The organism is Vibrio sp. SCSIO 43136 (assembly GCF_023716565.1).
GTDB lineage: Bacteria > Pseudomonadota > Gammaproteobacteria > Enterobacterales > Vibrionaceae > Vibrio.
Window position 1 is genome coordinate 1,579,475 of record NZ_CP071848.1, and the last position, 23,266, is coordinate 1,602,740.

19 protein-coding genes are annotated in these 23,266 nt (G+C 43.3%); 4 read left to right on the forward strand and 15 right to left on the reverse strand.

The window, feature by feature from the left end:
* Positions 1–40: 40 nt before the first annotated feature.
* The 5 genes from J4N39_RS07265 to J4N39_RS07285 all read right to left on the reverse strand — a co-directional run bounded on the left by J4N39_RS07265 (position 41) and on the right by J4N39_RS07285 (position 9,537).
* Positions 41–3,490: an SNF2-related protein gene (locus tag J4N39_RS07265; RefSeq protein WP_252023569.1), complete on the reverse strand. Its 3,450-nt coding sequence runs from the start codon at positions 3,488–3,490 to the stop codon at positions 41–43.
* Entirely contained in the window at positions 3,481–4,935 is a 1,455-nt protein-coding gene (locus tag J4N39_RS07270) for an EH signature domain-containing protein (protein WP_252023571.1), read from the reverse strand. Before J4N39_RS07270 ends, J4N39_RS07265 begins: the two co-directional genes overlap by 10 nt.
* Entirely contained in the window at positions 4,935–5,666 is a 732-nt protein-coding gene (locus tag J4N39_RS07275; protein ID WP_252017556.1) for an OmpA/MotB family protein, read from the reverse strand. The genes J4N39_RS07270 and J4N39_RS07275 overlap by 1 nt, the downstream gene beginning before the upstream one ends.
* A gap of 2 nt (positions 5,667–5,668) precedes the next feature.
* Positions 5,669–7,897, reverse strand: coding sequence for an anti-phage ZorAB system protein ZorA (gene zorA / locus J4N39_RS07280; protein WP_252017558.1), 2,229 nt, complete (start codon positions 7,895–7,897; stop codon positions 5,669–5,671).
* Between the two features lie 251 nt (positions 7,898–8,148).
* Positions 8,149–9,537, reverse strand: a complete 1,389-nt coding sequence (locus J4N39_RS07285) for an SLC13 family permease (RefSeq protein ID WP_252017560.1) — start codon at positions 9,535–9,537, stop codon at positions 8,149–8,151.
* 211 nt (positions 9,538–9,748) lie between these two features.
* Between J4N39_RS07285 and J4N39_RS07290 the strand changes: the two genes are divergently transcribed.
* On the forward strand, positions 9,749–9,937 hold the full coding sequence (locus J4N39_RS07290; protein WP_252017562.1) for a hypothetical protein: 189 nt from the start codon (positions 9,749–9,751) through the stop codon (positions 9,935–9,937).
* Positions 9,938–10,010: 73 nt separating this feature from the next.
* Here the strand turns inward: J4N39_RS07290 and J4N39_RS07295 are convergent, their stop codons facing one another.
* The gene (locus tag J4N39_RS07295; protein WP_252017564.1) at positions 10,011–10,268 is read right to left on the reverse strand and encodes a hypothetical protein; all 258 of its coding nucleotides are present in this window, start codon (positions 10,266–10,268) and stop codon (positions 10,011–10,013) included.
* Between the two features lie 354 nt (positions 10,269–10,622).
* Here J4N39_RS07295 and J4N39_RS07300 point away from each other — a divergent pair, with 354 nt between their 5' ends.
* Positions 10,623–13,787, forward strand: a complete 3,165-nt coding sequence (locus tag J4N39_RS07300; protein ID WP_353505594.1) for an HD domain-containing phosphohydrolase — start codon at positions 10,623–10,625, stop codon at positions 13,785–13,787.
* A gap of 25 nt (positions 13,788–13,812) precedes the next feature.
* Here J4N39_RS07300 and maiA read toward each other — a convergent pair whose 3' ends face one another.
* The 5 genes from maiA to J4N39_RS07325 form a co-directional block, all read right to left on the reverse strand.
* Positions 13,813–14,436 carry a maleylacetoacetate isomerase gene (gene maiA, locus J4N39_RS07305; RefSeq protein WP_252017567.1) on the reverse strand — a complete coding sequence of 208 codons (624 nt, stop codon included), beginning with the start codon at positions 14,434–14,436 and terminating at the stop codon, positions 13,813–13,815.
* Complete coding sequence (locus J4N39_RS07310) at positions 14,423–15,442, reverse strand: fumarylacetoacetate hydrolase family protein (protein WP_252017569.1); 1,020 nt, start codon at positions 15,440–15,442, stop codon at positions 14,423–14,425. The genes maiA and J4N39_RS07310 overlap by 14 nt, the downstream gene beginning before the upstream one ends.
* Complete coding sequence (locus J4N39_RS07315) at positions 15,439–16,578, reverse strand: homogentisate 1,2-dioxygenase (RefSeq protein ID WP_252017571.1); 1,140 nt, start codon at positions 16,576–16,578, stop codon at positions 15,439–15,441. The genes J4N39_RS07310 and J4N39_RS07315 overlap by 4 nt, the downstream gene beginning before the upstream one ends.
* Positions 16,571–17,680 carry a 4-hydroxyphenylpyruvate dioxygenase gene (gene hppD / locus J4N39_RS07320; protein ID WP_252017573.1) on the reverse strand — a complete coding sequence of 370 codons (1,110 nt, stop codon included), beginning with the start codon at positions 17,678–17,680 and terminating at the stop codon, positions 16,571–16,573. The genes J4N39_RS07315 and hppD overlap by 8 nt, the downstream gene beginning before the upstream one ends.
* A 233-nt stretch (positions 17,681–17,913) precedes the next feature.
* A complete protein-coding gene (locus J4N39_RS07325; protein ID WP_252017575.1) occupies positions 17,914–18,585 on the reverse strand; it encodes an SH3 domain-containing protein in 672 nt (223 codons plus the stop codon).
* A 238-nt stretch (positions 18,586–18,823) separates the two neighbouring features.
* On the opposite strand from J4N39_RS07325, the gene J4N39_RS07330 reads away from it, so the two are divergent.
* Complete coding sequence (locus tag J4N39_RS07330) at positions 18,824–19,930, forward strand: M20/M25/M40 family metallo-hydrolase (protein ID WP_252017577.1); 1,107 nt, start codon at positions 18,824–18,826, stop codon at positions 19,928–19,930.
* A gap of 65 nt (positions 19,931–19,995) precedes the next feature.
* Here the strand turns inward: J4N39_RS07330 and J4N39_RS07335 are convergent, their stop codons facing one another.
* Positions 19,996–20,370: an ATP-binding protein gene (locus tag J4N39_RS07335; protein WP_252017579.1), complete on the reverse strand. Its 375-nt coding sequence runs from the start codon at positions 20,368–20,370 to the stop codon at positions 19,996–19,998.
* A gap of 161 nt (positions 20,371–20,531) precedes the next feature.
* Between J4N39_RS07335 and J4N39_RS07340 the strand changes: the two genes are divergently transcribed.
* The gene (locus J4N39_RS07340) at positions 20,532–21,362 is read left to right on the forward strand and encodes an outer membrane protein (protein WP_252017581.1); all 831 of its coding nucleotides are present in this window, start codon (positions 20,532–20,534) and stop codon (positions 21,360–21,362) included.
* 20 nt (positions 21,363–21,382) lie between these two features.
* Here the strand turns inward: J4N39_RS07340 and J4N39_RS07345 are convergent, their stop codons facing one another.
* From J4N39_RS07345 to J4N39_RS07355, 3 genes are all read right to left on the reverse strand, one after another.
* Positions 21,383–21,697: a hypothetical protein gene (locus J4N39_RS07345; protein ID WP_252017584.1), complete on the reverse strand. Its 315-nt coding sequence runs from the start codon at positions 21,695–21,697 to the stop codon at positions 21,383–21,385.
* A 116-nt stretch (positions 21,698–21,813) separates the two neighbouring features.
* Positions 21,814–22,551, reverse strand: a complete 738-nt coding sequence (locus tag J4N39_RS07350) for an oxygen-binding di-iron domain-containing protein (protein WP_252017586.1) — start codon at positions 22,549–22,551, stop codon at positions 21,814–21,816.
* Positions 22,529–23,155, reverse strand: a complete 627-nt coding sequence (locus J4N39_RS07355; RefSeq protein WP_252017588.1) for a chemotaxis protein — start codon at positions 23,153–23,155, stop codon at positions 22,529–22,531. The genes J4N39_RS07350 and J4N39_RS07355 overlap by 23 nt, the downstream gene beginning before the upstream one ends.
* Positions 23,156–23,266 lie beyond the last annotated feature (111 nt).

The following is a 23,266-nucleotide window of genomic DNA, read 5'->3' on the forward strand; positions in this document are numbered from 1 at the left end:
ACGCTAAACACGTTAAGCTCATACTTCCCTTCATTCACTTCTATAGTCTAATTCGAGTTTTCCCTAACCTAGACACTATATCTCGGTAACTAACATGCCATTGCTCAAGATATCCAAGCAGTGAAGACCTATCTATAACTTCAACATTACACGTTCTAGCAATTTTAAGTGTTTGCTTAACCAGTGATGGTGAATTAGTAATAAATATCAAACGATCAAATTTTGTACTCATTGATTTTTCGTAGATAGGCTTGGCTGAGTGAATCTCTTGAATTCCCTTGTATCCATCGTAACGATAATGAGTAAATTTAGCTTGAATCAACATATTCCCCTGTTGACTCAAAATTACTCCATCAGCTCCGTGATCTGCCCCGTCATTCGTCAACCAAGTACTTTCTGCATCATTTACTTTTGATAAAAGAACTAAGCATAGAGCTTCAAACTGCTTCCAGCTAAGTTTATCTAGATTATCTGCCGTTATCCTTGTATCTGCGGAACCACTAGTACCATCAGTACCAAAACCTCCAGGTGAAGGCATGATGTCTTCAGGCGTTATGACTGCGTCTTTTAGTAGTGTTTTTTGTGTTAACAAACGATGTAAGTTGACATCAAAAGACTCTAGCTCTGGGTGATGTAGCAAAGGTATGTAAATGTGAACATCTTTCTTCTGACCAATACGATAAACACGATCCGTAGCTTGAGCTTCTTTAGCCGGATTCCAATGGCGTTCAAGATGAACTACATGGTTTGCTCCTACAACGGTGAGACCAACACCGGCTGCAACTGGAGACATAATGATTACATTAAAACCATCTTTTGCCTCAAACTCTTCAATCATTGATTTACGTGTTGGCACCGAAGCTCTCTTCGAAACAGCTTTAGCGTCACCATTAATCACTGATAATGGGCCTAATCCATAAATTTGACCTAGTGTTACACTAAGGAAGCTTTGTAGGCGCTTATTAACTGCGAAAACAATACACTTTTCTTGCTTCTCACGTATAGCATTCAAAGTTTTAAGCAAGGAACCGAGTTTCCCTGACTCTTCATACAGTTGAAGGGCTGCTTTTGAAGATTTAGGTGTTTCTAACCGGCCACTATCACATAGCCTTGGATGAAGGGAGCTATCTCTTAACCTCATTAGTGTAGTGAGCGCATGGCTATCTTCACTTTCAAGTTGAGCACTAATACTTCCTTCATATACATCAAGCTGATAACCACTCATACAAGACTCTAGGCTCTCGAGATATTTCCAGTTTTCAAAGCTACCGCCAGCATACATATGCTTTAGTGGTAAGCCTTGTAAATTATCTTCTTTGATGCGTCGAAGCATCAAAGCTCCAACAGCAATTCTAAGCTCTCGACCAAGCCGAGCCCTAACCTCCTCAACCTCATCCCCGGCAGCTTTTATGATCGGGGTAATGAACTGAGACCGAAAGTCCTGATAACTACCTAAGTAACCAGGGCAAGCAGTGTCCATTAAGCACCAAAAATCAGCTAGGCTATTTTCTACGGGAGTACCCGTAGCTACCAACTTAAAGTCAGCTTTTAAGCCTTTAGCCGCACGAGTCTGAAGTGCATTAGGGTTTTTGGTATTTTGAGCCTCGTCAAAGACAACGACACCCCAATCAATGAGGCATAGTGAGAACTGATAATCCCTCAAAGTTTGATAGGTTGTAATCACTAACCTCTCTGGCATATCAAGGCGCTCTGGCCCGAAGTTGTTACCGACTTTTAATGAGTATCGTGGTTCAAAATCATCAGACTCAGAACTTTTATTTCTTATCTCAATACCACCAACTCGATAAGTATTGAGTTCGGCAGCGGACTGAAGAATAACAATGTCTCGAAAAGGTGAATTAACAAATGTCTTTTCAACTTCATCTTTCCAGTTTTCAAGCAAACTCAAAGGAGCAACAACTAATGTCGGCTTTTTGGTCTGCTCTCGTTCTGTTTGATGTTGATAAATATGCTCGATTGCAGATAGTGCCATAAAGGTCTTGCCTAACCCCATATCGTCAGCAAGTAAAGCTCCACTTACTGCTCGTTCTACATGCGACTTTTTCTCAACCCCCAGAATCCAACGAACCCCTGCTTCTTGGTGAGGAAATGGCTGACGTTTATAGTTATCCCAATTGAGATCTCCTTCATAAGAGATTTCTGATATCAAGCTCTCAACTTGAGGTGAATTCGATGATAACTCTTCGTCATTTAAGTCTATATCTACAACATGAATTTCATTTTCTATCGGCTCTTCGGGTTCAGGGTCTTCTTCTTCCCCCTCACCTGACTTATATTCATCACCATTAATCTTTGTCTGGAGCTCACTAAGTGCATTGCTTACCGCTTCAGGATTGCTGATGTCGTAACTTTTTCCGTCAAAATCGAAAATGGTTGCTCCGGTTTGAGCCGCATCTGAAAGGCTATTGTATATTTCATTTAGAGCCTCTTTATCATTTGCAACATCAATAATCTTTGAAATTGGATAAATCACATCCCCGCTTGTGGAACTGCCAAACCAGTCAATTCCAGACTCATCCGTTTCTCCAAAATAGGCATGCTTAAACTCTGTTGCACCATGTACTCTAAGTGAAAAACCAAGATCTAAATCGACTAAGCTCGCATCTAAAAATGCTGTAGGATTATCGATAAACAGCTTGACTTGTTTTTTTGGCACAACTCTATTAACGAGGATCTCTTTTACTGCTTGCAGCTTTTCTTCGGAAAACAGAACTATTTCATCACCTACTTTTAGTGACACAGTGCTATCACTTTGTAGTTGGCCTAAAACTCGCTGAATAGCTTCATGACTTGCATCCTGTCCCATATTAGGGGTTAGCACTAAATCGCCCTGTTTTGTCACTTCAACTTCAACAGATATCTTGTCCGGTGTATGAATTTTCAGTTTATCAAAGTGTTTTAGCTTCAACTTACAACCGAGCGCTTGTGCTTGCTGTAAGGCATGCAAAAACAACAAATTATCATACTCAGACTTTACGGAAGCTTGATGTATTCTATTCGCATCAAACACAGATAGCTGCTCAGGGGTGAGCAGGTAATATTCACTTTCGCTAAATTTAATAAATGGGCCATCAACGTCGTAATTATGCGTAAGACGACCGTGCTGAGTTGTTACAGCTAAATTTACTTTAAACGTTGGTGTACTTGCTTTGCCTTGAATATCGGCATCGATCACCCCCTCCCAAATGCGTGGAAGGCCGAATAACTCTATCAGTTCAGCATCAAGTCGTACTGCATTAGATGCGGGCATAGTAAAGCCATCTGGAAAAGCTTCAACTTCGCCTTGCTCTTCTAGCATCCTCAAAGTGACATATTGAGTCGTAAGCCACTCATCAGCTTTACCCGCACGAATTTTATCTAAGTTATCCTTACTGGTCGAAAAGTCTAACGTACCATCACAAACAATATCGAATGCTGAGGTTTTATTTAAGCCAGAAAAAAACTTAGTCACCAAAGAAGTTAAGCCCATTCTCGAACTCCAAAGCGCTGTTTAAAATCAATATAATCTTCTTGCGAAAGCACATCTCTCGGTGTCAGCTTTACTCCCAGCTTTCGTAATTCTGTTAGTGCGTTACGTTGCCAAGAATAGTTAGATGGATTGTGTGTTATCCGTGCCTCAACTCCTGAACCCGTTTTAAGTGTCATTTCTCGATTAATACCACTTGTCAGTGCACTATATGAAGGCATAGTGATGTTGTAGTTGAATACACAAATTGATGGATCTAGGTGCTGGTATAACCACAAGTAGCAACTATGACTGCCCTCTATCATATGGGCACCTTCCATTTGGACATATATGATTGACTTATCTCCATCCCTCACAGTCGAAAAGCTTGGCAAGTGTTTCGCATCATAGTTTCTTTTTAAATACCGGGCTGCATTTTGACTGAGGTAAAGCCTGGTATTAACGATCAAACCTGCGTCAAACATTCCTTCAAGAAAATGCTTTCGAGCTGGGTACATGCGTTGCAGCTCGTAGTTACCAGATGAGTAGGAATAATCTTCTAGTGCTTCTAGAAAGAGTTTCAGATCTAAACGTGAAAGCCAGCCACGCACCGTATCAATCATATTCTGATCAAGCTGACTCCACCATTTGATATACTTTGGGCTGGAATTTGGAACTCGAGGATCACCAGCAATAGCAAGAACCACATTCATCCATGCCTCAGATATGTGAGTTCCGACAGAACGACCAATTAAGATCTGAAGGATCTTGTGTCCTAGCAAAGTATTCGAATCATACTGAGCTTCAAAAACGTTTCGTTTTTGTACTTCATGTAAGAGCGGGTGATCCGATCCTACTGGAACTGACTCTAATTGCTCTACGTAATAGATCCCCTTTGCCGTCATCATATATTGTCCGTTAGCGTAACGGTCTAGCCCCAGTTCACTAAGTAGGTGGTCAAAATCCTTACCATTTTTTATCGCTTGTTTCGCAATCCACTGAGGGCCGCCAGTGGATAGGATTTTTTCATCATTAAGTGTTGTACACCCTCTTTTCATTTTAGCTTCTAGCAGCCACTCAGCCGTTGCCTCACTATCAGTTAAACGATCAAACTCTGTTAGGAAATGCTGATAAAACGACTCAATTACTAACGAACTAGGTTTTTGAACTACTTCAGTGATCTTATTCAACAAGCGGCGGGTAAAGCTCACATTATTTCCAAGCTCAGTATTTAATGACAAGGCTAAAGCACGAACATGCGTCCTCGAATGTAACACATCTTCTACTGGCCTGTGAAAACGCAACTCCGTCTTAATTTCGTTACAAGCTCTTGTAAATCGAGGATTATCAGTACCACTTAGACGAGACCATTTCTCCAGTTGATTAGACAAACTGGACAACCTTTTTACGGTTTGACCAAAAGGATCATCTGGAAGTGAAACCTTAAGGCTTTTGATTCTCAAGCTCACTATTGAATAATCCTTTCTAGTTCTGCAATAGACGGCTTTTTAACGGTAAATCTAATGTCAATCCTTCTATTTTCACCTTTTTCTTTCTGGTTTGACTCTGTCACATTTGCCCTTCTCGTAGCAGCATATCCACTTACAGAGAACAGTTTTTGCTCAAACGCATTTTCTAATTCACCTAGTTTAGGTGATATGGAACTTTCTGTTTGCCATACATTCCAAACTGAAATAGCTCGATCGACAGATAACCCCCAATTGCCTTTACCGCGATAATGAATGCCATCACTATCAGTGTGTCCCTCAACAAATACCGTATCAAGGTATTTAAATCGCTCATTCTTTCTTATTGCGACTTGTAAAACTTGTCCAATATCTTTAACTGCTTGTTGAATAGCAGGGTCTTTAGGGATCGAATCACTACCAGAAGCAAATGTCAGGGTACGTTCAGGAATACGGATAACTGTGTCATTATCAGCAATCTCAACAACAACATTTTTCTTAGCTAGTTCATCTCTAACGTCATAAATAATGTCCTTTCGAGCCTGCTCTGCCATTTTTAACTCTTCAATACCTGCTTCAACATCATCTGTTTTTTGCGTCAACTCAATTATCAAGGCAACTGCGGCCAAGATAAAAATAACTAGCAATGCAGACATCAGATCTGAAAACGATACCCAATACGGGTTTTCTTCATCAACAGTTCTAGATGGATTTGCTCTATAACCTCGACGCATTATTAAGCTACCTTACCTTGAATTTCATCCACTACACTCGAGATCGCTTGTACAGCAAGATTCATCTGCTCAGCATACTGGGTCGTACTGGTTGCCCAAACTTTTAAGTGATTAGCTGTTTGGCCATTTGCTCGTTCAGCATAATCTTGTAATAGCTGAGCCATTTCGTCGGTTAGTTCACTTACATTACGTTTCATTTCTGAGGTGAGGCTTTCTAAAACGCTTTGTTGCTCTTTCAAAAATTCTGATTGAGTGGATTTCAACGACGTAAATGAAGTATCAGCAGTATCCAACATCATTTTTATGTTATCACCAATTTCACTAAACTTGGCAGTATCTTCTAGTAGTTGCTCTCGAAGCGACTCAATTTTCACACTGCTAAGCTGATTTTGTTCTGCTAGATCTTTAGTACTGTGTACAGCTTCTGCTACTGCTCCAGATAGCTTATTTCCAGCTTCTTTAATATTGGTACCAAACACATTCATACTATCTGCCGCACTACGGAGCTCTTTTGCTGAGCTATTCATGCTAGCAGTGGCTTCTGCTGTAGCGGTGACCGATGACTTCAACCCATCTTGAAGCTGTTTGCCTTGTTCAATGATCGCTTTTGCCGCAGCCATTTGAGCGTCAGAAGTTGCATTAACTTCTGCTAACAACGCTTCCGTACCCTGTGTCATTGCTTCAGTATGCTTGGTGAATGACTCATTGCGCTTACGATCTATCTCTAGCGACAGTTCATCTCTCTTCGTAAACGCACCTGTTAGCTCTGCCATCTGACCATTAACAAAATCAGTAAATACCTTGGATTGTTCTGCGATAGACTCATTGCGTTTTTGATCAAGCACTAGAGACTGCGCATCTCGCTCGGCGAGGACGTTTGTCAACTCTGTAACCTGAGTAGTTACAAAATTAGTAAGAACTTTAGATTGCTCTGATACGTTATCGACTAGGCCATCAATAGTATCTCCCATTGCACTTGCAAGGTTTTGCTCACGCTTAGCTGCTGCAGTCTCACGCATTTCTAGCTGTTTGCCCATTTCAGACACTTGAGTTTCCATAAACTCAGTTAGCATACGCTTTTGCGTATTGCTACTATCAACAAGTTCAGAGACCTGAGCTGAAATAGAGGAAATGAGTTCTTTTTCTCTTTCTGTAGATGCCGTTTGTTGTAGTTCTAACTTATTTACAAACGCTTCCATCGAGAGGCTCATTTTTTCTAGTGTCGAGTTAACATTTTGGGAAGCAGAATCCATCGCTACTCTCTGCTGTTCACCTTGCTGCCCGAAACCATCCATAAAAGACTGCAACACGCTTTCAAGTGCCTTTTGATTCCCGTCAGAAGTTTCATCCACTAGTTTATTAATCGCTGGCGCCATTATTTTTTCAAGGCTAGCTTCAAGCCCTTGTTGGATGCCTTGAGTCGCAGTCATCAATGATTCCTGCATCTTGTCACCTATTTTTTCAGCTAGGCCTTGAAGACTCTCTCGCGATTGTTGAGTATTATTTGCGATATTTTGCAGTTGGTCTTCGGCACTAAGACGGGGAAATAGTCTATCAATACGACTCTGAAGGCGCTTTATTTTACCTCGAATAACCTGCTCTAGGGTTTTCTCATAAAAGTTAAAAATAACACTAAGGAATACACCCCATACAGATGTCATAAAAGCAATTTTGGCTCCATTAATAACACCTGCAACGCCATTTTTCATTTCATTAACATCAACATTCCCACCGATATTGAGATCTGCGAGGCCTAGCTGTAGACCCACAAAGGTACCTATTACGCCGAGAGCTGTAAGAAAGCCTGGTACAGCCGCAATCATCCTATTTTCAGTAGTTCCACCGGCCAATGTCGAGGTGTTGAAAAAGTAGTCACCATCAAATGTGTTATGAAGACGGATCACATCATCAGCTCCCCTTACTTCAATCAAAGTTTCATCAAACTCCAGCCACAGATCGCCTTCCAACTCTTTATGATTCTCAGCGGTATGAATCAGCTCTTGACGTACATTGACTGGCGAGTTGTTGTCGATAGACTCTAGAAGTTGATTGACCCACTTTACTCGACTAAGAGATTTGTGAAACGCCCACGCAGATATGCTGGCAAACACCAACGCAACAAACCATAAAATCACAACAAACAATGCACTTAATTGCTCTGGTGTTTGCGGTGATATGGTTAACTCACTTAAGCTTGGGAGAAGACTACTTAGGTTCAAGGTATCTTGCATTTCTAATATCCAAAACAAAATGAGGGTGAGCCTAATTGCCTTACCCTCATATATTTTTAATAGGTAATTGATTGTCGGTTAGGATTATGGTTTCACATTCGACAACGAATAGGTATTATATCAAATAATGTGACCAATACTCATATCTAAATTGCTTATCACCTTAAACAATTGACTGGAAACATGAGCTACAGTTCACAAGTTACACACTAATCTACTTGTGCGTCATAACTACTATGTACTTCCCTAGCTTACGCCCAAAAAGCCAACGCAATAAACGTCAACACACCAATACAAACCAAATTCAATATCACCCCTACTTTCATCATTTCCCCTTGAGAAATATGCCCAGAACCAAACACAATGGCGTTAGGTGGCGTTGCGACTGGTAGCATGAAGGCGCAGGATGCGGATACGGCAATCAATACCGATAAGATGACTGGTGAGATCCCGAATGCCTCTGCAACACTCGCAAACACGGGGATCAGTAATGCGGCGCTTGCGGTGTTGCTGGCGAACTCAGTAAGGAATACCACGAACACAGCGATAACGGCCACGATGAATAACAGTCCTAAATGAGCAATTAGTTCGGATAGACCATTGGCGAGGAACACACTCGCTCCTGTGGCTTTGAGTACGTTACTCAAACAGATACCACCGCCGAACAGTAGCAACACACCCCAGTCTGCGGTTTTTTCAATGTCTTTCCAATGCACAACTCGCGCAAAGTTAACCGCTACGATGGCTGCTAAAGCGACCAAGGTGTCAAATTTAGCGTAACCGCCCAACATGGCGTTGATCGGTTTGCTAAAGATCCACAAACAGACTGTTGCACCAAAGATGGCCAAGGTGACCACTTTCCCTTTATCCCAATTAACTGGATCGTAGTTCAGCTCGAAATGCCCTTCTAAATCGGGTTTGAGGATAAAAAACAGTACCGCCATTGCGACAGGCAATAAAATAAGTGTGGCTGGTACACCAAAGCTCATCCATTCGGTGAAGGTAAGACCAACTTCTGCGGCAGCGATCGCATTTGGTGGACTGCCAACGATGGTAGCGATCCCGCCTATGCTTGCGCTATACGCAATACCTAACAGGACAAACACATAGGTCTTATGTCCGCTTTCCTCGTTAACTTTACTGAGTACGCCTAACACCAAAGGCAACATCATCGCTGTTGTCGCCGTGTTACTGATCCACATCGAAAGTGCAGCGGTCACACCAAATAACATAAATACTGCGGTGCTCATCTTGCCTCTGGCTAAGATGAGCACTTTATCTGCAATGACCTTATCTAGCCCCTGCCTGTGCATTGCAGCCGCTAGAGCAAAGCCACCTAGGAACAGAAATATTATCGAGTTGGCAAAGTTGTTAAGTGCGGTCTGTGTGTCAAAGACCCCCAACACGACGGCCATCACAGGCACTAAAATCGCCGTGACCGTAACATGCAAAGCCTCAGTCAGCCATAAAATTGCGATAAAAATCAGCATGCTGATGCCTAACACAACATCTTGTTCAAAAGGCAGGGTAAAGTAGAGGGCAATAAAGAGTGCAATGTCGGCGATAACGATCAGACTGTTGCGATTGAAAAACCACTCACGGGTATTTGAGGGTAATGGAACACTGTCATTTCGATTCATAGCATATTCCTTATAGGTGCTAGGTGGCATAACAATAATCCCATAAAAGTTATATGGATATATAATTAATTTTAGAAATTTGTTACCCCTATCAAATCAAAAATTTGCTCATGGCTCTAACCGCCACAACAAGTAATTAGCCATGTACATTTGTATCAACTTGTTAGATCCTAGCCTCACTTATTAGAATGAAAAATGTTTAGGAATTGACGTGTCGTATTTTGTAAAACTGACTAAAAAAGACGGGCTTAAGACCGTAGTGAACATCGACAATATTCTCTATATTGCACCGACTAAAGATCACTCAGATTTTTCGGTGATCTTTTTTAACGAATCTCAATACTTGATCGTTCAGGAAAGTTTGGATGAACTGTCTGATTTACTAGAAGTAGAAGAATAAACCCTATGAGGCGCTTACCAGCGCCTCTTTACTTTAAAGCCATGAGTAGAAAACGGTATTTGCATTTTGCGTATCAACATGCAAATGGTATCGGCGTTTTAGTCGCTTGTTCGACCCAGCAAGATTGGTCCGTAGGACTTAACCAACCCGTGGTATGAGTCACCAATGGAGCGATGTAACCCGAAGAGTCTTCATCAAAATGGTAGTCTGTCAATACAGCCGAACCTAAGCGTACAGCTCTCCCACCCAGTAGTTTCACTTGGTTACTCACAACAATCGCATCATGCTCGGATGCTGTTTCTATTTTGTATGGCTCTATAATTCTGATCATATCTTAGCCCTCACACAAAAATGGAGTCACAAACCAATATCACTTACCCAAGTGGCAAAGTTCGCAACCGTCACTGAAACATATGCAATAGTTAGACCATGTGACAAATAGACATAAAAGATTCATAGACTTATACCCTATTTATCTCTTTTGTAGTTCTTAGAGGAACACTAACAAGGCATAAAACTATTCCCATTTCTCTCTACTGATACACTGCCTCACTTAAGTCCAGGTGCTAATCTTTATAAAAACTGTCGTCTATATCGAGTTTTTCAAAACAAGCACTTACCTACCCTATAAAGTATGTTTCATACTCATCTATTGCCATAACGTTATAAGGGAAGGAGTCCTAACGTGGGTATACTCAATCGCAAAACCAAGTTTTCTATCCGCCTCACGGTTGGCGGTATGTTTGTTATCGCTACTATTCTTACTGCTTGTATTGCGATCTTCCTTCAGTACTACTTCTCCAAAGAGATTGCAAAAGAGCACATCTTGTCACGATATACGGTCGCTGCGACTTCGGTTAGCGAGCATATCAACCAGTTAGACTCTGATGCACGCTACTCGACTCAACTTCTAGCAAAGGTCAGTGAAAAGAACTTTAACGATGCGAAAACCAAAAAGGAGCTGATCCCGATCTTCGTGGAGGCGCTCAAAGCGAATAGCAGTTTTTACAGCATCTACATAGGCGATAGCGACGAGCACTTCGTGCAATTGATCAATCTTGATGCATCCGCTCTTCTGCGTGATAAGTTGAATTACGGTCCAGACGATTGTTGGGTTTTAGTTGAACACTTCGAAATGGGCGGCAAACGTTACAAATCTCTTACCGCTTACAATGAAGATTTTGTCGCAACCAAATCAGAGCGCACAGAGAGTAACTTTTTCCCGACACAACGACCTTGGTTCAACAACCACATTCAAGGAAATATAAAGCGTACAGAGCCTTATCTATTCCATCTTATGAAAGTGACAGGGCAGACATACTCTACGCCGATTAGTGGGTCAAATGCAGTCTTAGGTATCGATATTGTTCTCTCATCTATCACGGAAAAACTTAGGGATAATAATCGAATTAATGAAGACCAGAGTCTAGCTGAAGGCTACTTGTTTTCTGACAATGGACAAGTCATCGCCTCAAACAAATCATTGGATGTCCAGTTCAACATCCCTCTTGCTAACAAACTCGAATTAAATCAAGCAGAGCAATCTCTCGTCGACGCTACTCCAACTCTCAAAGTGAGTAACCAAAATGGCTGGGCTCCTATCGACTTTACCCAAGCCGGTGAACCCAAAGGATACGCCATCGACCTACTAAATATGGTCGCACAATCAACAGGTTTGTCCTTCGAGTACATAAATGGTCGGAATTGGTCCGAGTTAGTGCGTGATTTTAAGCAAGGCAATTTAGACATATTGCACTCACGACTTCAGTATTTGAACACCCAAAATGAAGGCGTTTTTTCTTTACCTATGTATTCACTTCCCTTTGGCTTGGTGACGTCAAAAGATAGTCCAGAAATCACCCGGCTGTCGCAATGGGACAAAACACGGTTAGGGATTCTTTCTGGCTCAGCGATCCGTGGGCCATTAAGCGAGCAATATCCGCAGTTCATTGTGTATGAGTACGATAACGTCAACGACGTGTTTGAAGCACTGAGAAATAACTATATAGACGGATTTCTTGATACTGCGGTTATCACTCGCCACAAGCTAGCTCAATCATTTAACGATCATTTCAAGCTGCATACCCAACTGGTCGATATCAACACTAACCTCGCTGCCGACTACCATCTTGTCATGCACCCAGATAATAAAGCGCTGGTATCCCTTATTAACCGAGCGCTTGCAGCAATAACACCAGAGCAGCGCAACTTATTGAAGCAAAAATGGTTAGAAGCAGAGTTTGGTAAGCCTAGCGCAGCATTTGCAGCCACTGTGCCTTATCGGGAGTTGATGCAATTTGCGCAAGATGCAGATAGCCATAACATGCTGCACAGTATTCAAGTTGGGGGCATAGAAAAATATTTTTACGTCACTTCGGTGGGAAATAAAGCTGGGCTCAATGAGTATTTTGCCGTGGTCGTTCCCAAAAAGTCGATTATGAAATCCGTGACTGAACGCCTCATCACCTCTATTGCTGTCACCACCATTTTAATGGCGGGATTGCTGCCGATTGCCTGGTTCTTTGGCTCACCAATAGTAAGCCCAATCACTCAGTTGAGAGCCCAGACTCGCAAGATAAAGCAAAGGCGCTACGACGAAGTTGACTTAGTCGACACCCCGATTAAAGAAATCTATGACTTATCAACCTCGGTCGTCAATATGGCTAGCGAGTTACAACGCCATGAAAAAGCTCATGAAGAGTTATTTGAGGCGATCATCAAACTGATCGCTCAAGCAATCGATGACAAATCTCCATACACCGCTGGGCACTGTAACCGTGTTCCAGAAATAGGCTTGATGTTAGCTAGTGCCGCTGAGAAATCCAATAGTGGCACGCTTGCCCAATTTAAGTTTGCTAATGACGATGAAAGACGTGAGTTTAGAATTGCGGCTTGGTTGCATGACTGTGGGAAGATAACCTCGCCTGAGCACGTTATCGATAAAGGCACCAAGTTAGAAGCCATCTACAACCGTATCCATGAGATACGTATGCGTTTTGAGGTCTTGTGGCGCGATGCGGAAATATCCGCCCTTAAACAGGCTAAAAATGGTGAATTACCACCCGAAGTACAACAGGAGCTAGAACAGCAACGAGCCCAACTTAAACAAGATTTTGAGTTTATTGCCAACGCTAACGTTGGGGGTGAATTTATGGATGATGAAAGCATCGCTCGGATTAAAGCGATAGCTAAGACAGAGTGGACTCGATACTTTGACGACCGTGTAGGGCTTTCCCCCGCTGAAGAGCTGCACATCACATCACCTGCGGTCCCTATTCCAGCAAAAGAAACGCTGTTAGGCGACAAACCGGAACATATTGTGCCTCATCTACAAAGTACAGAATATGACCCGTCACTAGGGATCAAAATCCAAGCACCAGAGCATCTGTACAACTTAGGGGAAATCTACAATCTATGCATACGCCGTGGCACGCTAACTCAAGAAGACCGCTTCAAAGTCAATGAGCACATGATAAGCGGAATAAAAATGCTGGAACGACTTCCTTTCCCTCCTGAGCTTAGCCGTGTCCCTCGATATGCGTCGACCCACCATGAAACGCTAAAAGGCAGTGGTTACCCGCGTCAGTTAACAGGTAAGGACCTCTCTATTCCAGAGCGTATCTTGGTCATTGCCGATATATTTGAAGCTCTGACAGCATCCGATAGACCCTACAAAAAAGCAAAACCGCTCAGCGTGGCCATCGATATCATGTACAAAATGGCCAGTGATGAGCATTTTGATTTGGAGTTGTTCCAGCTGTTTTTAACCAGTGGAGTTTACTTAGACTACGCCAAACAACATTTACCAGAATGGCAAATCGACGACGTCGATATTAGTAAATACCTCTAGTGCTTGATGGGGGTTAAATGCCCCATCATTCCTTCGGCATTGCTTGTTTAAAGGCATCAAGTTTCAAACACTCTTGCTCTATCTGCACCAATCTAGGGAAAGCGTCTAAGTTAAACTGAAAACGACGGGCGTTATAGAGCTGAGGGATCAAGCAAACATCAACAATAGTGACATTGTCACCCAAGCTGTACTTTCCTGAATAAGTGCGGAGGCGCTTCTCAAGTGCTTCAAAGCCCACTTCTAACCAATGGTGATACCACTTCATTTTATTGCGCTCGTCAATCTCCATCTCACTAGCCAAGTATTTGAGAACCCGTAAGTTATTGATTGGGTGAACATCAGCGCAAATGTCTAAGGCCAAAGCTTTGGCTAGATGCTTTGTCTTAACGTCACTTGGTAGTAACGAAGGTGTTGGGTAACTCTCCTCAAGGTAGTCGATAATCGCCAGTGACTGATGCAATTCAAAGTCTTGGTCTTCCAATAAGGGCACCAAGCCCACTGGGTTCTTGTCTTGGTAACCCGTTTCAAATTGCTCGTCTTGCCCCGGTGCGATATTAACGGCAACTTTAGAGTAAGAAACTCCCTTAATCGCTAATGCTATTCGCACTCGATAACATGCTGTAGAACGCCAATAGTCATACAGGATCATACGCAACGACCGTTTGTTCAATGCGACCAAAAATGGAGTCGCCGCTTTCTGAGAGCATTTCAATCACTATCGTGTCACCTACCTGCATAAAAGAAGTGGTCGGTGAGCCCGTGTTAATCGTTTCGATCATTCGACGCTCTGCGATGCATGAATATCCAACACCTCCTTCCTCAATAGAAGAGCCAAATTCAGTATCCTGCTTGTTCGAAACGGTACCCGAACCAATGATAGTACCAGCACCCAAAGCACGCGTTTTGGCTGCATGGGCTACCAGTTGTGCAAAATTGAAGGTCATATCGACCCCTGCATTTGGGAAACCAAACTGAGCGCCATTGTAGTGGCTACGTAGCGGTAGGTGCACTTTGCTCTCTTGCCAAACATGCCCTAGTTCGTCCAAGGTGACAGCAACAGGAGAAAATGCACTCGACGGTTTGGACTGGTAAAAGCCAAACCCTTTGGCAAGCTCATTTGGGATCAGACCTCGTAAAGAGACATCATTAACCAGCATTACCAATCGAATCGCCTTATCTGCATCCGTTACGCTAACGCCTTGGGGAACGTCTGTTGTCACAACTGCAACCTCCGCTTCAAAGTCTAGGCCCCATGCAGGATCTTGCAGTGGGATGGGCTCGCACGGTGATAAGAAGCAGTCAGAGCCTCCTTGATACATCAGCGGGTCAGTCCAAAATGAGTCCGGGATTGTTGCACCGCGAGCTTTTCGCACCAGCTCTACATGATTGACATAGGCTGAACCATCTGCCCACTGAAAACATCTTGGTAGTGGCGATAAACAGTTTTTGGCCACAAACGGGAGCTCACCTGCCACCTCACCTTGATTGAGTTGGGCGTAAATCGCTTCAAGCTTATAGGCATGACTTTCCCAGTCATCAAGCAAGGCTTGCATTGTTGGAACTAGCGTCGCAGCGGAGACACATCTCGTAAGATCTCTTGAAACCACGACCAGTTCACCATCTCGTTTACCGTTAAAATGCGTCGCTAACTTCATTGCTGCTCCTTGGTTTTCCAACTGTTGACGTAGTCAGAGTTCTCGACCTGCTTAAATGCCTCGCTTATTTCTAGAGAGCGCCTTGTATCAATCATCACAGCGACTTCATCAGCAAAGGTTTTGCGATGCTCAAGCCCTGCTTGAAAAGCTTTAGGATGCGGGCCATGTGGAAAACCTAACGGATGCAAAGTAATACTGCCCGCTTCTATCCCATCACGACTAAAGAAGTCGCCTTGGTGATAAAACAGAACCTCATCATAGTCATCATTGCTGTGATAAAACGGTACTTTCAATGCGCCAGGATCACTTTCAATCGGGCGAGGGACAAAAGTGCAAATCACAAAATTTTCAGCCACAAAAGTAGTATGTGCTGATGGTGGCAAATGATAACGGTGTGACATTAACGGTCGAATATCTCGCCAATTTAGCCTCACGACGCTGAGATCACCGTGCCAGCCCAATGCATCCAGGGGGTTGAATGGGTACTCCAGTTCCGTCACTTCATTGAAGCGCTTAATGGCTACCGTTGTTCTCTGCTCAGAATACTGCGCTCGAAAAGCGTCATTGATTTCAGGCACGTCGAGCACTGTTTCGTCAAACACGGCATGTCGCCCCACGCTGCCTCGCTCAGGGAGTTGATACATCCCCTCACTGTTTTCTATCATCAATACAAACAAAGGCTCATTAACTTCTAGTCGCCAACTAGTGCTACGAGGGATAACGATGTAATCCCCAACATTAACTTCGAGGTGTCCGTAATCGCAGTAGAGCTGGGCACGACCTTGATGAATAAAAAGCAGCTCGTCACCATCGGCATTACGTACCAAATTGGTCATGTTTTCACTCACCTGCCAAACTCGAATTTTGCAGTCTTGATTGCTAAGTAGCACTGGTGTTTGCCAAGGAGAAGATACGTGGGTGTTGTCCAGTTTTGCGCAATCGAAAGCATGTGGCCGCAGACTCCCGCGCCAATCACTCCAACCTGTCAGGGCATGTTGATGGTGAAAGTGAGACGCAGGGCCAAAGAAACCCGCTCTACCTGCCTCTCGCTCGTAGATAGCCTCGTCAGGTAAGTCGGCATGGGCCTGTCTAGAGTGCACGCCTTGTCTAATAGGGAAAGAAAATGGTTTACGCATCTTTGAGCACTCCGCGACGGATTTGGTCTTCCTCAATGGACTCAAACAGCGCTTTAAAGTTGCCTTCGCCAAACCCCTCATTGCCTTTGCGCTGGATGATTTCAAAAAACACGGGCCCAATCACGGTTTGGGTGAATATTTGAAGCAATATGCCGTCTTTCATCGGTGCGCCATCGATGAGTATGCGAAGTTGTTGCAACCGAGCCACATCCTCGCCATGCCCCTCTACACGCTGATCGACTTTTTCATAATAAGTGTCTGGCGTAGGCATAAAGTCCATCCCCAAACCTCGTAGCGTCTCTACCGTTTGGTAAATGTCCTCTGTTGTCATGGCGATATGTTGAATGCCCTCGCCTTTGTATTCTCTTATAAATTCTTCTATCTGGGATTTGTCGTCTGAAGACTCATTGATAGGAATTCGTATTTTTCCGCAAGGCGCAGTCATCGCTCGACTCACCAAGCCAGTAAGCTTGCCTTCAATATCAAAATAGCGGATCTCTTTAAAGTTACCGATCCGCTCGTAAAATCCAGACCAAGTATCCATCTGGCCTTGCCTCACGTTATGCGTTAGGTGATCTATAACGCCTAATCCTACATCCTTGTCTTTAAGGCGCTGCTGGAAATCCGGGTAGAACACAAAATCAACGTCATAGATCTCCTTATCTCCATATCGGTCTACGAAGTAGATCAGACTTTCACCAATGCCGTAAATTGCCGGAATACTGAGTTCCATCGGACCAATTTCAGAAACGTATTGCTCCCCACCATTCCCTAACGCATGCTTCATCGCCTTAGCTGCATCAAATACTCGAAACGCCATTCCGCAAACAGAAGGCCCATGCAGCTTAGCAAAAGCATGCGCTTGACTGTTAGGTTCTGCATTAACGATAAAGTTGATATCACCTTGCCTGTAAAGCCACGCTTGCTTTGAACGGTGAGAGGCGATTTCTGCAAATCCCAATTGATAGAAAAGTGCTTTGAGTGCTGCAATGCCTGAACTGTCGGCGGCAGTATATTCGACGAACTCAAACCCATCGGTTCCTAACGGGTTAATCGTACGTTGCTTATTAGAGTCGGGGGTAAGACTATCTTGAAGTTGCATTATGCTTCCTTGCGTTGGCTTATCTCATACTTGAACTAAGCCAACAATTTAGAAGCACGCAAATTATGGTGGTGAATACGTTAGCGCTAAACTGTCACACCCAAATGTAAAATAAATGTTACATCGAAAATATATGGCACAAAAACAATTAGTTACTAACTTATCTGGGATTACAGTCACTTTGGTATGTAAACGAACCTGTCTTTTGATAAGACCATGATTTCTTATCAATACTAAGGCACAAACACTTCGCGACTATCAACATTGAGGTAGATTTTGTCGCTGCGTTCCAATCCACCGCAGTATGTAAAATAGACAGGTTGTTGCGCATAATCTGTCGACTTCCACCACCCTTTGGTGACCTCAAAGTCATCATAGTCGCAGCGACCGGAATCAATTAGCTTTTGAGTCTCGACCATGAAGATGTCTCTAAGCTCCATAAAGTCTTCTGACTCATCGATCTGCCCTTCAAGGCGCATTGCCCTTACCTGGTCATAATCTTCAGGCAGCGTGGCTTCTAGTTTTTCATTGGGGATCCAATGGGCCATTTTTCCATCGACGTACTCGTAATATTCGCTGACTCTTGACCATCCATCCTTGGATTCAAACACCTCAACTTGTGCGCCAATATCTAAGGTTTTTGCGATAGCCCCATCGTCATCTGGACTATAACGCAGCTCTTGCCCAGGCATCTGCACAAAATACTGACCAGGCTCTAGACCTGGGTCTAATACCAACTCGGGCATGATTGGCTCAGGGGACGGCTCGATCACATCCTCTTTTTCCATCGCTGCGGCGAGTTCGGCGGCTTCTTGTTCCGCTTTCATTATAACGAAATAGTAGTAAGCGCCTCCGCCGCCACCGGCAAGCAGTAACACTACTAATAGAATTACAACAATCTTCATTTAAGCCCCTTTCGGACATGTAAAGTACTCGGTTAACAACGAGCTATCTTGTTTATTTATAGAACAATTTTACATTCACTGAACTGATAACTTTATATCGACAATTTGCGCCAAAAATTAAATGCGAACTTTTATCAGTTGAGTGTCCGATATCACACTTTAACTTGATCTAGACACCCATTTTATAAGTTCAAAATGCGTATATTGATGCCAAATTCACCCTATAGCGAAATGAATAATGACACAGATTAATCAAGAGCGCCTAGTAGAGCATTTTTGCAACCTAGTACGCATCGACAGTGAATCAGGTAACGAACTAGAAATGAGCAAGGAAGTTGCAAAGCAACTTGTTGAGCTTGGTTTCGAAGTAAAAGAACTTGCGGTACCTGCTGAAGTATCTAACGGTTTTAACGTGTACGGTAAGCTTCAGGGTAATAAAGAAGGCTCTGTCGTTATCAGTGCTCACCTTGATACTGTAACTCCGGGCAATGGCATTGAACCAATCATCGAAGACGGCATCATCCGCTCTAAAGGCGACACTGTTCTTGGTGGTGATGACAAATCAGGTATCTCTGCGCTTATCGAAGCGGTGAAAACGATTAAAGAGAGTGGTGCTGAGCACAAGTCTATTGAAGTTGCTTTCACTGTTTATGAAGAAGGCGGCATGCACGGTTCTAAGAACTTCGATATGTCTGTTATCGAGTCTAACCACGCTATCGTTCTTGATTCAGGCGGCCCAATCGGCACTATCATTACTTCTGCTCCTGGCCAAACTAGCATCAATGTTACCATCCAAGGCCGCCCTGCACACGCAGGTCTAGCGCCTGAAGAAGGCATCAACGCTATGGTTGTAGCTTCTGACGCCGTATCAAAAATGAACCTGTCACGCATTGATGAAGAAACTACTGCTAATATCGGTATCGTTAACGGCGGTAAAGCGACAAACATCGTAATGCCAGAAATGACTATTGCTGCAGAAGCTCGCTCTTTATGTGACGACAAACTAGCAGCGCAAGTTAAGCACATGGTAGACACGTTTGAAGCTGCGGCTGAGAAGCACGGTGCTGGCATCGAGATCAAGTGTGAAACTGCATATGACGCATACAAACTGACTGACGACGATGCTCTAGTTGTTGACGTGAAAGAGACATTTGAAAAAATTGGCCTAACACCAGCAACCATGCCGACTGGTGGTGGTTCTGATGCGAACATCTTCAACAGCAAAGGTCTTAAGACGGTTAACCTTTCAACAGGTATGTCTAAAGTTCACACCACTGAAGAGTTCATTGCCATCGAAGATATGGTTAATATCACTCGCTTCCTAACTGCGCACTTTACCAAGTAATCGCAAGTAAACGACAAAGCAGGCTACCAGCCTGCTTTTCTTTTGCCTGATACGCAAAATAGGCATTACTCTTGCCACTTACGCTTCATCGATGCAATAACCTCTTGGCTCACCCCATGTATGTTTTGGTACTTGCCTCGGCATATATGAATTTCAAGCTCGACATTAAATGTTTTGGCCATTTTAAGATAAGGCTTCATTTCCCACTGTTGGACAAAGGTGTTAGAGACAACAACACTCTCCCCCGCTTTTAGCAGCTGTCGTGTTTGGTTTTGGCACCACTGATGGGCTTCACTCAATAAACTGGGTTCAAATCGATAGTTTCCCTCTCTATCAATAAAAAACATATCCGCTTCTAGGTGCTGTGCATCCATGGTTTGTGCAAGAGTAGATTTTCCCGAACCCGGTAAACCACGGATCAATATTAGTTTCTGTTTCAATCTGATACTCCTATGACAGCAGGATACTATAGAACGTCTGTTATTTCTTTTTTCTTCAGTGCGTCGCACATAAACTGCCCTTCACAACATAGCGATGAATATCAATTAACTGTATGATTATTTATTAAAATAATAGCCATCAACCACGGACGGATGATTCTATGACCAAAACACTATCAGCAGTTGGAATTATTGCCGCTTTATTCAGTACCAGTTCAAACGCAGGTGACTTTGAGCTATCTGTCGGAGGCTTTCTTTCTAAAGCGAATACAGAACTGGGCGTGAGCTCAATTGCACCAATACAAGATATCAAGCTCGACTTTGAATCCGATCTGGAATTAGAAGAGTCTGAGTTATTGCCCTACTTGCAACTTGCTTACCGGTTCAATGACAAACACGCCATCTATGCTGACTGGCGTCGCTTACATCGCCGCTCAACCATCAGTGCACTAAGCGAAGGATTTAGTTTTGAATGGGAAGGGCAAACCTACGAAGCCCAAGTGGGTGGTAGGATCACTTCTACACTCAACATTGATCTTGCCCGACTAGGATATGGTTATAAGTTTTTTAATGATGAAACTTGGGATATCGAGATTGTTGGTGGTATCCACTTAATGCAAATTGAAGTGGGATTTGAAGGAGCTGTTGGGGCTAGAGTTGACGGCAGTACCACTATCCAAGACATTGGTAATCCAGTGTTCCAAGACGTTACCGCACCTCTGCCAAACTTTGGCTTGCTTGGTAGTTACTCTATCAATGAAGATTGGGACATTGATGCTCATTCCCAGTTTTTCTACTTAGAATACCAAGACATAAGCGGCCTATTGATCGATGCAAGTATCGGGGTAAGTTACCAATTTACCGACAATTTAAGCGCATCTGCAGCGTACAGTTATTATGAAATTGGTATCGATTATGGCGGCGCATCAGGCGATTTGGATGTAAATTTCCAGTTCTACGGGCCGATGGCGACTTTGAATTACCAGTTTTAACCAACAAAAAAGCGGTCTATCTAGACCGCTTTTTTAAAAAACTGACTTAAGACATGGTCTTCGATAAAAGCAGCAAGCTCGTCGATTTTATCTTTCCTCACCACGAAGGTATCGTATTTACCATCTATAAATTGATGGCCGACTTCCGTTAGTTCGAACTCCAAAAATGGCTTCTGTTCGCAACGATCAGTGTGGTACATGACTCCTGCGTTGATAAGACTGGAGTATTTCAATCCAAACTCCAAACAAAAATCAAAAAGGCGCACCGCTCCATTTTGCGCCTGCTCTTCTAGCCATAGGTCTCGTTGCTCGAAAAAACAGGTATGAACTTGCATCAATTGGCTCCCAATTAAGTAGAGCCAGAATGATATTACTACAAACCTTATTAATCAATACATGAAATCTATGTTTGACACTGCGATGACATTATCAACTGAATGCTTGGTGTTTACTATTTGACCGCAATGCCAACATCGAGGCGATCAAGCCAATCAAGAAATCGTTTCACATCATCCCCTTTGAATATCCCACCATGTTGAGGACACATCATATCCAGATCCAAACGGCTGACTTGCTCAATCCAACACGACTTAGCTTGATTCGAAGGCATCCAACGTCGATGGAAATACTCCATTTTCGGAATATGTGCATCAAAATCTTCGACAAACATTGGGGCGTCCGCACTGTCTAATGCCGCACCTATGTCTCCAGACATCAAAATTTTTGCTTGAGGGTCGTAAACCGAAAAATTACCCGAAGAATGCATATAGTGCGCTGGTACAAATTGGATCTCTAATCCAGCAATAGTGATTGTGCGCCCTTCATCAGGAATCGGCTCGAAGCTGATCCTATCCATACCAAAATGACGGATGAACCCTTCCCAAAGCCATGGGGAATGAAGCTTAGTGCCCTTCTCCAGTGCTTGGTCCCACAACCCTAGAGATGAGATAATATCCGGGTCTTGGTGAGAAGCAAATAGGTTGGTGATGTTCTCAACTGGGACTTCTTTTACCACACTTCCAAGCATGGCAGAAAAGAGCTCTATACCACCGGGATCAAGTAATATCGACTCGTCACGATGCACTATCATGTACTGATTCGTATCGATGATCTTATCCGGTTTGTCAGGATCACGACCAAACACTAGCCAACGATGCGATCCCTTCTTAAACAGCTCTTTTGTTTGCATAAGAATTCCTTGTCAGTTCAGAAAACAATTTGAGTGATTTAGACACGTGCGCTTGAATTGCTTGTGCAGATTCTGCCACGCTGGTTGCGATACTATTCAGTTGATCTTTATAAAGTTCACCCGCTTGAGACGCTTCAACACTTAACATGGTCGAGATAATTTGTGCCGTTCTAAGCTCACTGTATAACTCTAGAAGCATCTCATTTAGAATCTTCGCCTCACGGCGAAACTGAGAAGAATGTTGTTGGTGTTCGGCGTGAATATAGTCCCGTGCTTTATCGATGGTATTGAGATGGGCTGCCTCTGGATGGCGTTTATACACCGCTTGCACTTTTTTAAGCGCGTCACCAGATCGCACTTCTGCAGTAGCTATTCGGCTTAGATGTTGTGCCCGCCCATTGATCACTTTAGAGGAATCTAGAGTCGTCCTCACTAAATCATCGATGGAATCTGTGATAGGTCGAAAGCCTGCGGCGCTTTCTCCTGCTCGAAGCGCTAGTGCTCGAGCGTTACTGGCGATCAATAGCAATCGCTTAGCGATGACCATCCCTTTATTTAACTCAGCGGCAACTTGCGCCGCAGTTACAAACACACACTTGTCCATAAAAGGCTTTTCTTATTAGCTAACCAACTTGATTTAACTATAGACAATTTATGGGTATTGCCAGCCAATTGAGAGGAAATCTACATAAAAAAGTGATAGTTAAACAAAACC